The organism is Dactylosporangium sp. NPDC006015 (assembly GCF_040614215.1).
GTDB classification, from domain to species: Bacteria; Actinomycetota; Actinomycetes; order Mycobacteriales; family Micromonosporaceae; genus Dactylosporangium; species Dactylosporangium maewongense.
On sequence record NZ_JBEXUD010000002.1, the window covers coordinates 543,834 to 556,903 of the forward strand.

At 70.5% G+C, this 13,070-nt stretch carries 11 protein-coding genes; 3 read left to right on the forward strand and 8 right to left on the reverse strand.

The window, feature by feature from the left end:
* Positions 1 to 56 precede the first annotated feature (56 nt).
* A complete protein-coding gene (locus ABZ321_RS05500; RefSeq protein ID WP_354889548.1) occupies positions 57 to 1,895 on the forward strand; it encodes an NHL domain-containing thioredoxin family protein in 1,839 nt (612 codons plus the stop codon).
* A 1,167-nt stretch (positions 1,896 to 3,062) separates the two neighbouring features.
* On the opposite strand, the gene ABZ321_RS05505 is transcribed toward ABZ321_RS05500, so the two are convergent.
* From ABZ321_RS05505 to ABZ321_RS05515, 3 genes are read right to left on the reverse strand one after another with little or no spacing between them, the layout of a single operon-like run.
* Positions 3,063 to 3,824, reverse strand: a complete 762-nt coding sequence (locus tag ABZ321_RS05505) for a 5-oxoprolinase subunit PxpA (RefSeq protein ID WP_354889550.1) — start codon at positions 3,822 to 3,824, stop codon at positions 3,063 to 3,065.
* Complete coding sequence (locus tag ABZ321_RS05510) at positions 3,808 to 4,662, reverse strand: biotin-dependent carboxyltransferase family protein (RefSeq protein WP_354889552.1); 855 nt, start codon at positions 4,660 to 4,662, stop codon at positions 3,808 to 3,810. Before ABZ321_RS05510 ends, ABZ321_RS05505 begins: the two co-directional genes overlap by 17 nt.
* The gene (locus tag ABZ321_RS05515; protein ID WP_354889553.1) at positions 4,659 to 5,252 is read right to left on the reverse strand and encodes an allophanate hydrolase subunit 1; all 594 of its coding nucleotides are present in this window, start codon (positions 5,250 to 5,252) and stop codon (positions 4,659 to 4,661) included. Before ABZ321_RS05515 ends, ABZ321_RS05510 begins: the two co-directional genes overlap by 4 nt.
* A 122-nt stretch (positions 5,253 to 5,374) precedes the next feature.
* Here ABZ321_RS05515 and ABZ321_RS05520 point away from each other — a divergent pair, with 122 nt between their 5' ends.
* A complete protein-coding gene (locus ABZ321_RS05520; protein WP_344508600.1) occupies positions 5,375 to 6,001 on the forward strand; it encodes a hemolysin III family protein in 627 nt (208 codons plus the stop codon).
* A 32-nt stretch (positions 6,002 to 6,033) separates the two neighbouring features.
* Here the strand turns inward: ABZ321_RS05520 and ABZ321_RS05525 are convergent, their stop codons facing one another.
* Positions 6,034 to 6,339 (reverse strand): DUF6458 family protein, encoded by a 306-nt coding sequence (locus tag ABZ321_RS05525; RefSeq protein WP_344508602.1) that lies wholly within the window; start codon positions 6,337 to 6,339, stop codon positions 6,034 to 6,036.
* Between the two features lie 55 nt (positions 6,340 to 6,394).
* Here ABZ321_RS05525 and ABZ321_RS05530 point away from each other — a divergent pair, with 55 nt between their 5' ends.
* The gene (locus ABZ321_RS05530; RefSeq protein WP_354889555.1) at positions 6,395 to 6,949 is read left to right on the forward strand and encodes a histidine phosphatase family protein; all 555 of its coding nucleotides are present in this window, start codon (positions 6,395 to 6,397) and stop codon (positions 6,947 to 6,949) included.
* Positions 6,950 to 7,024: 75 nt separating this feature from the next.
* On the opposite strand, the gene ABZ321_RS05535 is transcribed toward ABZ321_RS05530, so the two are convergent.
* The 4 genes from ABZ321_RS05535 to ABZ321_RS05550 form a co-directional block, all read right to left on the reverse strand.
* Positions 7,025 to 8,872 carry an acyl-CoA dehydrogenase gene (locus tag ABZ321_RS05535; RefSeq protein ID WP_354889557.1) on the reverse strand — a complete coding sequence of 616 codons (1,848 nt, stop codon included), beginning with the start codon at positions 8,870 to 8,872 and terminating at the stop codon, positions 7,025 to 7,027.
* A 419-nt stretch (positions 8,873 to 9,291) separates the two neighbouring features.
* Positions 9,292 to 10,401, reverse strand: a complete 1,110-nt coding sequence (locus ABZ321_RS05540) for a PP2C family protein-serine/threonine phosphatase (RefSeq protein WP_344508290.1) — start codon at positions 10,399 to 10,401, stop codon at positions 9,292 to 9,294.
* Between the two features lie 66 nt (positions 10,402 to 10,467).
* On the reverse strand, positions 10,468 to 11,043 hold the full coding sequence (locus ABZ321_RS05545) for a septal ring lytic transglycosylase RlpA family protein (RefSeq protein ID WP_354889559.1): 576 nt from the start codon (positions 11,041 to 11,043) through the stop codon (positions 10,468 to 10,470).
* Positions 11,044 to 11,248: 205 nt separating this feature from the next.
* Complete coding sequence (locus ABZ321_RS05550) at positions 11,249 to 13,021, reverse strand: proline--tRNA ligase (RefSeq protein WP_354889561.1); 1,773 nt, start codon at positions 13,019 to 13,021, stop codon at positions 11,249 to 11,251.
* Between the last annotated feature and the right edge of the window lie 49 nt (positions 13,022 to 13,070).

Consider the following 13,070-nt stretch of genomic DNA (forward strand, 5'->3'; position numbering starts at 1 on the left):
GCCCGGGGCCAACGTCGCATGGGAGCGCCCGGCGGCACTCGGGCAGACTTGGGGGCATGACCGACCCGGCACAGTCGCCACTGCTCAAGGCCCGCGTCCGCGCTCCCGAACTCCGGGGGCGCGGATGGCTCAACACCGACGGACTCACCCTGTCCGATCTGCGGGGAAAGATTGTAGTTCTCGACTTCTGGACCTTCTGCTGCATCAACTGCCTGCACGTGCTTGACGAGCTGCGCCCGCTTGAGGAGCGGTTCGCGGACGTGCTGGTGACCATCGGGGTGCACTCGCCGAAGTTCGAGCACGAGAAGGACGCGGCGGCGCTCGCGGCAGCCGTCGAGCGGTATGGGGTCGACCATCCGGTGCTGGACGACCCCGAGATGGAGATGTGGCAGCAGTATGCGGCGAAGGCCTGGCCGACGCTGACCGTCATCGACCCCGAGGGCTATGTCGTGGCGACGATGGCCGGCGAGGGACACGCCGAAGGGCTGGCGCGGCTGGTCGAGGAGCTCGTCCGCGTGCACGAGGCGCGGGGCACGCTGCGGCGCGGCTCCGCTCCTCAGGTCGCCGCCAGGACCGAGGAGACGGTGCTGCGGTTCCCGGGCAAGGCGCTGGCCCTGGCCGACGGGCACTTCCTGGTCGCCGACTCGACGCACCAGTCGCTGGTCGAGCTCGACGCCGACAACGAGACCCTGATCCGCCGCATCGGCACCGGGCAGCGCGGCCGCAAGGACGGCACGGATCCCGAGTTCTCCGAGCCGGGCGGGCTGTGCCTGCTGCCCCCGCACGTGGCCGAGATCGCCGGGTATGACGTCGTGGTCGCCGACACGGTCAACCATCTGCTGCGCGGCCTGAAGCTCTCGACCGGCGAGGTGACCACGGTCGCCGGCAGCGGCCGGCAGTGGCGCGGCAGCGTCGACTTCGACGCGCACGACTCCCTGGCGGTCGACCTGTCGTCGCCGTGGGACGTGGCGTGGTTCGACGACCAGGTCGTGGTCGCGATGGCCGGCATCCACCAGCTGTGGTGGTTCAACCCGGTGCGGCGCACCGCCGGCATGTACGCGGGGACGACCGTCGAGGCACTCCGCGACGGCCCGCTGCAAGAGGTGTGGATGGCGCAGCCGTCCGGCCTGTCGGCGTCGCCCGACGGCACGACGCTGTGGATCGCCGACAGCGAGTCCAGCGCGATCCGCTTCATCGCCGACGGCCGGATGTCGACCGTGGCCGGGCAGGGCCTGTTCGACTTCGGGCACGTCGACGGCCCCGCCGATCAGGCGCTGCTGCAGCACCCGCTCGGCCTGCTGGCCCTGGCCGACGGCAGCGTGCTGGTCGCCGACACGTACAACGGCGCCATCCGCAGGATCGCCGACGGCGTGGTGTCCACCGTCGTCGACGGCCTCCGCGAGCCGAGCGACCTGGTCCTCAGCTCGACCGGCGACGTCGTGGTCGTCGAGTCGGGCGCCCACCGGCTGGTCCGGCTCGCCCCCGGCACCCTGGCAGCGGCGGGCATCGACGTCGCCGGCGTCCGGCACCGCACCGAACGCCCCTCGACGATGCTCGCCCCCGGCGAGGTCCAGCTCGACCTGATCTTCGAGCCGGCGCCGGGCCAGAAGCTGGACGAGTCGTTCGGCCCCTCGACCCGCCTGGAGGTGTCCGCCTCCCCGCCCGAGCTGCTGCTGGAAGGCGCCGGCGTGACCCAGGACCTGCGCCGCCGCCTGGTCCTCTCCCCCGACGTCACCGAGGGCGTCCTGCAGGTGGTGGCCCAGGCCGCGACGTGCGACATCGACGCGGAGTTCCCCGCCTGCCACCTGACCCGCCAGGACTGGGGCGTCCCGATCCGCGTAGCCAAGGACGGCGCCCAGCGCCTCCCCCTGGTCCTCCGCGGCCTCGACACCTGACGCCCAAGCCCGCCTTTAACGATCCGGAAGACCTCACGCACCCACCCCCGATCCGCACAAGGTCTTCCGGATCACCAAGGCGCAGCACGCCATCCCAGACCTGACGCCACCCTCCGCAGCAACCCCTTTCGCCGCAGCACCAACGCCCTCCGCCGCTGAGCGTTGAAGCCCGCAGCCCGCCCAGTCGGCCAACCAGGATGCGCCGCAAGACCAACACCAGCACAACTCAGCGACACCCAAGGCGCTGCGATGACCACGGCTCATGATCCGGAAGACTTTATGTCGTCATAGCAGCACAAAGTCTTCCGGATCACGGAAAGCCGGGCCGCAGGCGCGCCTCGCTGGTGACCAACCGCGCGGACGAACGTTCGTCATGGACACCGTGCCCGGGGGTATCGCCGCAGACCCACAGAGCCCCAACGGCAGAAATTCCGGGTCACGGGACGATGCCGCGCGGCATCGCATCGCGGTGGCCAGTGCAGACACCCACAGCAGCGCCGGGCCGGCAACAGGCGACACCACCCGCCGACGCCGCCGCTGCTCATGATCCGGAAAACGGGCCACGGACCTGCGCAGATATCCCCAGCAACCCCGGTCCGGGTCGGCACCAGGCGGCACCGCTCCAGACGCCGCCATTGCTCATGATCCGGAAGACTTTAGGTCGTCATAGCAGCACAAAGTCTTCCGGATCACGGAAAGCCGGGCCGCAGGCGCGCCTCGCTGGTGGCGAAGGGGGCAACCGGAGGGCCAACCACGCGGACGACGTCCGCCACAGACACCGCACCTGGAGAGCCGCCGCGGACGCACAGGGACTTAGACGGCAGAAGATTTCAGGTCACGGAGCAAAGCCGCGCAGCATGACATCGCGGCGACCAGCGCAGACGCCCACAACCACAACAACGCCGCTCCGGGCCCGCACCAGGCGACACCATCCCAGACACCGCTATTGCTCATGATCCGGAAGACTTTATGTAGTCATAGGCACACAAAGTCTTCCGGATCATGGAAAACCGGGCCGCAGGCGCGCCTCGCTGGTGAGGAAGTGGACATGCAGGGACCCACGCAGACATCCGCAGCAGTGCCGGTCCGGGTCGGCAGCAGGCGACAGTGCCCTCGGACGATGCCGTCGACCGTGAGACGGAAGAGGTTGCGGCGGGGTCTTCCGGGTCACGGGGAAGCGGAGGGTGGGGGCGGCTCGCTGGGGGTGAAGGGGGACAAGGGGAGGCCGGCGGCGAGGAGGGCGGTGCGGACGGCGGTTGCCATGGACACGGCGCCGGGGGTGTCGCCGTGGACGCACAGGGACTCGAACGGCAGTTGGAGCACGGTGCCGTCGATGGCGACGACCTCGCCGGTGCGGGCCATGCGGACGGCGCGGTCGGTGACGGTGGGGATGTCGGTCAGGACGGCGCCTTCGGTGCCTCGGGGCACGAGGCGGCCGTCCGGGAGGTAACCGCGGTCCACGAAGCCCTCAAAAACCACGCGCAGGCCTGCCTCGGCGGCGAGCCGAGCCAGGACCGAGCCGGGCTGACACAGGACGGGGAGGCCGAAGGCGGCAGCGGCGGCGGCGACGGCCGAGGCGTGGACGGGGTCGACGGCGGCGGTGTTGTAGAGGGCGCCGTGCGGTTTGACGTAGGTGACCGGGCCGAACGCCGACAGGGCGCCGATCTGGTAGCGCAGCTCGTCGGTCAGCGTGGTGGCGTCGACGTCGATGCGGCGGCGGCCGAAGCCGGCCAGGTCGCGGTAGCTGACCTGGGCGCCGATCCGGACGCCGCGGGAGACGGCGCTGGAGCAGACGCGGCGCATCGTGGAGGGGTCTCCGGCGTGGAAGCCGCAGGCGACGTTGGCGCTGGTGACGATGTCCAGGAGGGCGTCGTCGTCGCCGAGGGTCCAGATGCCGAAGCCTTCGCCGAGGTCACTGTTGAGGTCCACGGAACCGAACGGTATCGCCCGGGCGGGCCTGGGCGAGCAGCGGCAGATCCGCGGGGTCGACGACGGCGACGACCGGGTAGCCGCCGGTGGTGGGGTGGTCGGCGAGGAAGATCAGCGGCTGGCCGGACGCCGGGACCTGCACGGCGCCGAGGACGATGCCTTCGCTGGGGAGCTCGCGCTGGTGGGCGCGGGTGAGTGCGGGGCCGCCGAGCCGCGCGCCGATCCTGTTGCTGTCGTTGCTCAGGGTGTACGTGCCGGCGAGCAGGTCACCGGCGGCCGCGAAGTAGTCGTGGCGGGGGCCCCAGGTCAGGCCGAGCGTGATGGGGCCGCCCAGGGCGGGGCGGGGCGCCACGTCCACGGTGGACGGATCGCCGGTCGTGGGGCCCACGGCCAGCACGGCGCCCACGCCGACGACCGGCGGGCCGAGCGCCGCAAGGGTGTCGGTGGCGCGGCTGCCCAGTACCGGCGACGCGGCGAAACCTCCGTCGACGGCGAGGTATCCGCGCAGCCCGGCCACGGCGCGGCCGATCTCGACGCGGTCGCCGGCGCGGAAGGGGACGGGGGCGTTGATCGGCGCGGGCCGCCCGCCGACGCGCAGTGGCGCCACCGCCCCGGTCAGGGCGAGGGTGCCGGCGAAGGCCAGGGACGCGACGAACGGGCCGAGCGTGATCTCCAGCGCGGCGCAGGACGCGTCGTTGCCGACGAGGCGGTTGCCGAGGCGCAGGGCAGGCTGGTCGAGGGCGCCGGAGCGGGGGACGCCGAGGTGCGCGAACCCGGGCCGGCCGAGGTCCTGCAGGGTCGTGAGCGGGCCCGCCGTCTCGACCGTGAGCGTCCTCATGCCACCGCCAGCCGCACGGTCCGGCCGGGGGTCAGCAGGGCGGGCGGGTCACGGTCGATGTCGAACAGGGCCGTGTCGGTGTGGCCGATGAGCTGCCAGCCGCCGGGGGACGCGGTCGGGTAGATGCCGGCGTACTCCGCGGCGAGCGCGACCGACCCGGCCGGGACGCGAGGGCGTGGGCTCTCCCGCCGGGGGATGGTCCACGGCAGGCCGCTGAGGTACGCGAACCCGGGCGCGAAGCCGCCGAAGGCGACCGTGAGGGTGGTTTCGGTGAGCGTGCGGACGAGCGCCTCGACGGACGAACCGGTCATTTCCGCGACCGCCGCGAGATCAGGCCCGTCAAACACGACCGGAATCGCCAATTTGTCGCCATAAAAGCGGGCAAAAGACGGCGTCGGCCACGAGCACAGCGAAGCAGCAAGAGACGCAGGCGACGGGACCCCGTCGAGCAGGACGGTTCGCGCACCGGGGACGATATCGGTGACCGCGAGGCGTCCGGCGGCCCGCTCGGCGTCCAGCGCGGCGAACCATGCCAGCGGATCGTCGACCTCGATCAGCAGGGCAGAGCTCCCGACGGGGCGGATCTCCATGACCGCCACCCTAGTTGGTGTCCGCTTCGATACTTGCCAGTAACCTACGGTACCGTAACCTGGAGGGCGTGACAGTGAAGACCGAGACCCGCCTGCGCCCGGTCGACCTCGGCAAGCCCAGGATGCGCGGCTGGCTGCACACCTATGCGTTCGGCGCCGCGATCATCTGCGGCATCGTGCTGTGCTCGCTGGCCGCGGGCCGCCCGGGCTGGTCGCCGTTCGTGAGCTGCCTCGTGTACAGCCTGACGGTGTGTGCCCTGTTCGGGACCAGCGCGCTCTATCACCGCCGGGTCTGGTCGCCCGCGGGGTACAAGCTGATGCGCCGCCTCGACCACTCGATGATCTTCGTGTTCATCGCCGGCACGTACACGCCGTTCAGCGTCCTGCTGCTGTCGGGGCGGACCGGCGACGTCATCCTGAGCGTGGTCTGGGGCGGCGCGCTGCTCGGCGTGGGCATGAAGATGATCTGGCCGAACGCGCCCCGCTGGGTGGGGGCGCCGCTGTACGTCGCGCTCGGGTGGGTCGCCGTGGTGGTCCTGCCGGACATCCTGCGCACGGGCGGCGTGACCGCGCTCGTGCTGACGATCGTCGGCGGCGCGTTCTACACGGTCGGCGCGGTCTTCTACGCCCTGCGCCGGCCCAACCCGTGGCCGACCGTCTTCGGCCACCACGAGTTCTTCCACGCCTGCACGCTCGTCGCCGCGATCCTGCACCACATCGCCATCTACTTCGCGCTGTACGCGAGGTAGACGGCGATGTGTGCGGTTTTCCGCGGATTTTCCTAGTACGAACGGTCCTCGTACGTCCGGCGGCGCTCGACGACCTCGTCCACGGTCGGCGGGATCGCGGTGCCACCAGCAGTCGGAACCTGCCGGACGACCGTGCGCCGGCGGCTGTTCCAGAAGTACAGCGTGAGGAGCAGCCCCACCAGGCCTGCGAGCTGGAAGATCCAGCCGATCGTGTCGAGGTTGAACGGCCCGAGATCGGTGTCGTCCAAGCCGAACGTCATGATCGCTCCGATAACGATCAGAAGAATGCTGCCACCGATACCCATCGAGGGCCTCCAGGACGTTTGGTTGGTAACCATCTGTACCGCCGGGTTACCCACCTACGACGCCGCTCAATCGGGCACGCTATAGGACATGGCTGACGGCACCACTGGGCGCACCCTGATCCTGCTCCGGCACGCGAAGGCCGTCGACCCGGATCCGTACCCCACCGACCTCGAACGCCCGCTGAGTCCCCGCGGCCGCCGGGATGCCGCCGCGGCCGGCGACTGGCTGCGTGAGCAGGGCCTGCTGCCCGATCTGGTGGTGTGCTCGACCGCGGTCCGGACCCGCGAGACGCTGGACGGCCTACGCCTCGACAAGCACGACAAGCACGACAAGCACGACAAGCACGACAAGCACGACAAGCACGGCGGGCACGGCAAGACGGTGCCCGTGGTGTTCGAGCACCGGGTGTACCTCGGCCCGGCCCACGACACGCTCGACCTGCTGCAGAACTCGCCGGACGTGGCGACGCTGCTGCTGATCGGCCACAACCCGACCCTGTCGATGCTGTCCGACCTGCTCGACCCGGACGCGCTCCCGGACGAGGGCCTGGCAACCAGCGGGATCGCGGTCCACACCGTGACGGGCCCGTGGCGCGACCTGGAGACCGCGCCGCTGCGGGCGCACCACACGGCCCGTGGCTGACCTCAGAAAGAAACCGGAACAGAAAAGCGGGAGGGCGCCATTGCCCTCCCGCCAGCTCTCTGTGGAACAGAATCCCTAGAACGCGTTCTCGGACAGGTCCATCGCGTCCAGCGTGGTGGCCTCGATGACGCGGCGGTCGGAGCCGGTCCGCGGGAGCACCTCGCGGGCGAAGAACTTCGCCGCGGCGACCTTGCCCTCGTAGAAGGCCTTCTCCGTGGTCTCGCCGGCCAGGGCCTTCAGGGCCACCTCCGCCTGCCGCTGCAGGAGCCAGCCGACCACGACGTCGCCGAGGGCGAGCAGGAAGCGGCGGGTGTTGAGGCCGACCTTGTAAAGCGCCCGGGGGTCGCCGGCCTGGGCCTCGCCGAGCCAGCCGGTGAAGATGCCGAGCATGTTCTGGACCTCGCCGAGCGCCTTGCCCAGCGCGACCCGCTCGACCTTCAGCTGGCCGTTGCCGCCCTCGGCCTCCAGGAACTGCTGGATCTCGGCGGCGACGGTCAGCAGCGCCTTGCCCTGGTCCTTCACGATCTTGCGGAAGACGAGGTCGAGGCTCTGGATCGCGGTCGTGCCCTCGTAGAGGGTGTCGATCTTCGAGTCGCGGATGTACTGCTCGAGCGGGTAGTCCTGCAGGAAGCCGGAGCCGCCGAAGGTCTGCAGCGACTCGTGGCCGAGCAGCTCGTACGCCCGCTCGGAGCCGACGCCCTTGACCAGGGGCAGGAGCAGGTCGTTGACCCGCTTGGCGACCTTCGCGGCGGCCTCGTCGCCCGCGGCCTCGGCGAGGGCGACCTTGTCCTGCCAGGAAGCGGTGTAGAGGACGAGGGCGCGGAGGCCTTCGGCGTAGGACTTCTGCATCAGCAGGGAGCGGCGCACGTCGGGGTGGTGCATGATCGTGACGCGCGGCGCGTTCTTGTCGCTGCTGGCGAGGTCGGCGCCCTGGACGCGGCTCTTGGCGTAGTCGAGCGCGTTGAGGTAGCCGGTCGAGAGGGTGGCGATGGCCTTCGTGCCGACCATCATCCGCGCGTACTCGATGATGAGGAACATCTGGCGGATGCCTTCGTGCACGTCGCCGAGCAGCCAGCCCTTGGCCGGGACGCCGTGGCCGCCGAAGGTGACCTCGCAGGTCGTGGAGACCTTGAGGCCCATCTTGTGCTCGACGTTGGTCACGAAGGCGCCGTTGCGGTCCTTGAGCTCGCCGGTGTCGCCGTCGAAGTGGAACTTCGGCACGACAAAGAGCGAGAGGCCCTTCGTGCCGGGGCCGCCAACGCCGGGCGTGTCGACCGGGCGGGCCAGGACGTAGTGGACGATGTTCTCGGCGAGGTCGTGCTCACCGCTGGTGATGAAGCGCTTGACGCCCTCGATGTGCCAGGAGCCGTCGGCCTGCGGGATCGCCCGTGTACGGCCGGCGCCCACGTCGGACCCCGCGTCGGGCTCGGTGAGCACCATGGTGGAGCCCCACTGGCGGTCGACGAAGAGCTTGGCCCACTTCTTCTGCTCCTCGGTGCCCTCGATCCGCAGCGTGTTGGCGAAGGAGGGGCCGGACGCGTACATCCAGATGGGCGCGTTGGAGCCGAGCACCATCTCGGCGAGGGACCACCACAGGGCCCGCGGCGCGGAGGTGCCGTCGAGCTCGGCGGGGAGGTCGAGGCGCCAGAACTCGGCGGCCATGAAGGCCTCGTACGACTTGCGGAACGACTCGGGCATCTTCACCGAGTGGGTCGCCGGGTCGTAGACGGGCGGGTTGCGGTCGGCGTCGGCGTAGCTCGCGGCGAGGTCCTCGCGGGCGAGGCGGTCGACCTCGGCGAGGATGCTGCGCGCGGTGTCGACGTCGAGATCTCCGTAGGGACCCTGGCCGAGGACCTTGTCGACGCCGAAGACCTCGAAGAGGTTGAACTCGAGGTCCCGCAGGTTGCTCTTGTAATGGCTCATCGCGGAGTGGCCCCCGTCTCTGGGTCGCTTTTGTAGATCGAGCATGGACGACCGAGGTTACCAGTCGGTAACAGGAATCTTATTACTTGCGAGTAACTTCCGGCAACCCACCCGGGCGGGTGATGGCCATCACAAAAGGCGTCACCTATTTCGGCAGGTCAGGGTGACCGGTGAGTACTCCAAGGTGGCAGATGAGTAGCGCACAGGGTGTACGTGCGCACGACACGCCGTCACCTGCGGGTGACGTGATCGTTGAGCGGTTACTCGCAGTCAGAAGGAGGGCACCGCGATGATCGTCCGGATGATGGGCTCTCTGTTCGCTCCCAAGTACCCGCGCTTCTACACGGGCCGGCACCGCGCCCCGATGCGCCGCTTCGTCCCCCGCCCCCGCATGGTGGCGGAGTAGCGCCCGAAGGACGTCAGCCGACGGCCGTAGCTCCGGCGCCGCCGATCTCCCAGCTGGGGACCGTCGCCGGAGCCTTGACCCCCTGATACTCCACCAGCACCAGCGCGATGTCGTCGTCGAGCCGGCCGCGCACCCACTCCAGCAGCGCGCTCTCCAGCGACGCCAGCCCGTCGCCGACGGTGCCGTGCCCCAGCAGCCGCTGCGCCCGCTCCGCGGTCGGGAAGAACTGCCCGTCGCGGCGCGCCTCCGCCAGCCCGTCGGTGAAGAACAGCAGCCGGTCGCCCGGCTCCAGCCGCTCGACGCGCGGCTTCACCACCGGCATGAAGCCCAGCGGCGGCGCGTTGGACGGCGGGTCGAGCGGGATCACCTGGCCGCGGCGCAGCAGCAGCGGCGCCGGGTGGCCGCAGTTGACGATCGTCAGCGTGCCACCGCGCTCCTCGATCAGCGCCGCGGTCACGAAGTCCTCGTCGCCGACCGACCTGGCCACTGCCCGGTCCAGGTCGGCCACGATCGCGCGCAGGTCGGCCCGCTCAAACGCCACGTGCCGGTAGGAGCCGAGGACGATGCTGGCGAGCCGGACCGCGTCCAGGCCCTTGCCCCGCACGTCACCGATGATCATGCGGACGCCGTACGGGGTGTCCAGCGCCTCGTACAGGTCGCCACCGATGTCGGCGGCGGCGCTGGCGGAGATGTAGCGGGCCGCGATCGTCAGCGGGCCGAGCTGTGGCCCCAGCGGGCGCAGGACGGCCTGCTGCGCGACGGAGGCGAGCTTCGACAGCTCCGCATACCGCGCGATCTGCCGCTGCCTGATGGCGCCGACGGCGGAGGCGATGCCCGCGGCGAGGATGACGGCGCCCAGGTTGAGCATCATCACCAGCGTGCGCTCGCGGGTGTGCATGAGCTCGATGCTGCAGAAGACGACGGCGAGCAGCGTCGAGGCGCTGCCGACGGCGAGGACCTCCGGCCAGGAGGCGAACGCGGCCGCGAGGAACGGCGCGGCGGCGAGCAGCCCGACGTAGTTGGCGTCGGTGCCGTCGGCGAGCTCAGCGGCCAGGACCAGGCAGAGCAGCACGAAGGCCGCGCCGACTCCGGCGCGGGCTTCGGGAAGCAACGGTCGTTTCATAGGTCCGATCGACAGCATGCCACCAACCGGCCCCCGAGCCGCTCAAACAAACGGCCGGGATGCGGCTTACTTGAGTACCTCGTACTTTGCGTTGATCACGCCGGCACTCACCGAAGCGATCGCCACGAAGGCCCCGCGGGCGAGGTCGAGGCAGCGACCGCTGACGAAGGGTCCGCGATCATTGATCCTGACGACGACCGATTTCCCGTTGGCCAGGTTGGTCACCCGGACCCGGGTGTTGAACGGCAGCTCCTTGTGCGCGGCCGTCAGCCCGTCGGGGTCGAAGCTCTCGCCGTTCGCGGTGCGCGACCCACTCGCATAGTACGACGCCTTGCAGGTGCCGGTGTTCGTGACGACGCCGCCCGTGGGGTTCGTCGAGGGCTTCTTCGTCGGCGTCTTCGACGGCGTCCTGGTCGCCTCCGGCGACTTGCTGACCTGCGCGGACGCGGAGGGTGACGGCGAGGCGGACGGCGACGTGGAGGACGGGGAGGGCCGGTCACCGCGGTCGGCGCGGGTGTCGGCGCTGCGGCTCCCGTCGATCAGGTCGCTCGCCGAGGTCGGTTTGGCATCATCCGACCCCATATTGACGGTCACAACCGCACCGCCGATGAGCGCGATCGCCGCGACAGTGCCGGCGATCAATGGAATGAGGTGACGTCGGCGGATTGCGGTGTGTCGGCCAGACAACGTCAGCACCCTTCGTCGACAGCATGGCCGTGACCGAACGTATCGGCCGGTCCCTGGCGCCAGTCAAACCGAAGTGCCGCACGTGCGGGGATTTGACGGGATAGGTCCGGCCGAACGGCTGATCCGACAAGGAGCCGAACGGCCGACCCTTCCCGCGTTGTCACCCCGCGCGGACGATCGCGGCGATGCGCTCCGCCGCGCCCTCGACCGGAATCTCCTCTTTCTCGCCGGTCTTGCGGTCGCGGACCTCGACCATGCCGTCGGCGAGCCGCTTGCCGACCACGACGATCGTGGGCACGCCGAGCAGCTCCGAGTCGTTGAACTTCACGCCCGGCGAGACGTCCTTGCGGTCGTCGAGCAGCACCTCGAGCCCGGTGGCGGAAAGCGCGTCGGCGAGCTGCGCCGCGCCGGCCTTGATCTCCTCGGTCTTGCCCGCGGCCACCACGTGCACGTCGGCGGGGGCGAGCTCGCGGGGCCAGCACAGCCCCCGCTCGTCGGCGGTCTGCTCGGCGACCACGGCGATCGCCCGGGTCACGCCCACGCCGTAGGAGCCCATGGTGACCGTGACGGCCTTGCCGTTCTGGTCCAGGACGGTGAGACCCAGCGCCTTGGCGTACTTCTGGCCGAGCTGGAAGATGTGGCCGATCTCGATGCCGCGGGCCAGCTCGAGGGCGCCGCCGTCGACGGGGCAGACGTCGCCGTCCTGGATGCGGACCGCCTCGACGGTGCCGTCCGGGGTGAAGTCCCGCCCGGCGACGAGGTGCACGACGTGCTTGCCGGGCTGGTCGGCGCCGGTGATCCAGCTGGTGCCGTCCACGACGCGGGGGTCCACGAGGTACCGGATCCCGGAGGAGCCCTTCTCGCCGAGGACGCCGGGGCCGATGTACCCCTTGACCAGCGCGGGATGCTGCTGGAACTCCGCCTCCGACATGGGCGCGACCTCGGCGGGCGCCACCTGGGCCTCCAGCCGGCGCAGGTCGACCTCGCGGTCGCCGGGGACGCCGACGGCGAGGGGCTCGCGCTTGCCGTCGGGCAGCGTCAGCATGAGCATGACGTTCTTCAGCGTGTCGCCGGCCGTCCAGGCCCGGTCCTCGCGGCGCAGGTCGTCCCGGGCGTTGAACAGGTCGACGAGCGTCTCGATCGTCGGGGTGTCGGGGGTGTCGACGACCTGCGCGGCGGGCAGCCCCTCGATCGCGAGCGCCTCGGGGGCGGGCGTGGTGACCGCCTCGACGTTCGCCGCGTAGTCGCCGTTGGTGCAGCGCACGAACGTGTCCTCGCCGATGTCGCAGACCGCGAGGAACTCCTCCGACGCGCTGCCGCCCATGGCGCCGCTCGTCGCGGAGCAGATGACGTAGTCCAGGCCGAACCGGTCGAAGATCCTGCCGTAGGCGACCCGGTGCCGCTCATAGGCGGCGCGCAGCCCGTCGTCGTCGACGTCGAACGAGTAGGAGTCCTTCATCAGGAACTCGCGGCCGCGGAGGATGCCGGCGCGGGGGCGTGCCTCGTCGCGGTACTTCGTCTGGATCTGGTACAGGGTGAGCGGCAGATCCTTGTAGGAGGAGTAGAAGTCCTTCACGGCGAGCGTGAACATCTCCTCGTGCGTGGGCCCGAGCAGGTAGTCGCCGCCCCGGCGGTCCTTCAGCCGGAAGAGGTTGGCGCCGTACTCGGTCCAGCGGCCGGTCGCCTCGTAGGGCTCGCGGGGCAGCAGCGCGGGGAAGGTCAGCTCCTGGCCGCCGATGGCGTCCATCTCCTCGCGGACGATCCGCTCGACGTTGCGCAGCAGGCGCAGGCCCATCGGCAGCATCGTGAAGATGCCCGGCGCGACCCGTCGGACATAGCCGGCGCGCACGAGCAGCCGGTGGCTCGTCACCTCGGCATCCGCGGGGTCTTCGCGCAGCGTCCGCACGAACAGCGTGGACATCTTCAGCACCATCGGGCATCCGCCTTACTTCTCAAACAGGCCTTCGGCGACGATACCCGTA

Coding starts and splice junctions, on each gene's coding strand:
- ABZ321_RS05535 (WP_354889557.1), bottom strand. CDS start 8,872: ATGAGCCATTACAAGAGCAACCTGCGGGACCTCGAGTTCAACCTCTTC.
- ABZ321_RS05500 (WP_354889548.1), top strand. CDS start 57: ATGACCGACCCGGCACAGTCGCCACTGCTCAAGGCCCGCGTCCGCGCT.
- ABZ321_RS05550 (WP_354889561.1), bottom strand. CDS start 13,021: ATGGTGCTGAAGATGTCCACGCTGTTCGTGCGGACGCTGCGCGAAGAC.
- ABZ321_RS05510 (WP_354889552.1), bottom strand. CDS start 4,662: ATGAGGACGCTCACGGTCGAGACGGCGGGCCCGCTCACGACCCTGCAG.
- ABZ321_RS05530 (WP_354889555.1), top strand. CDS start 6,395: ATGGCTGACGGCACCACTGGGCGCACCCTGATCCTGCTCCGGCACGCG.
- ABZ321_RS05525 (WP_344508602.1), bottom strand. CDS start 6,339: ATGGTTACCAACCAAACGTCCTGGAGGCCCTCGATGGGTATCGGTGGC.
- ABZ321_RS05540 (WP_344508290.1), bottom strand. CDS start 10,401: ATGAAACGACCGTTGCTTCCCGAAGCCCGCGCCGGAGTCGGCGCGGCC.
- ABZ321_RS05515 (WP_354889553.1), bottom strand. CDS start 5,252: ATGGAGATCCGCCCCGTCGGGAGCTCTGCCCTGCTGATCGAGGTCGAC.
- ABZ321_RS05520 (WP_344508600.1), top strand. CDS start 5,375: ATGCGCGGCTGGCTGCACACCTATGCGTTCGGCGCCGCGATCATCTGC.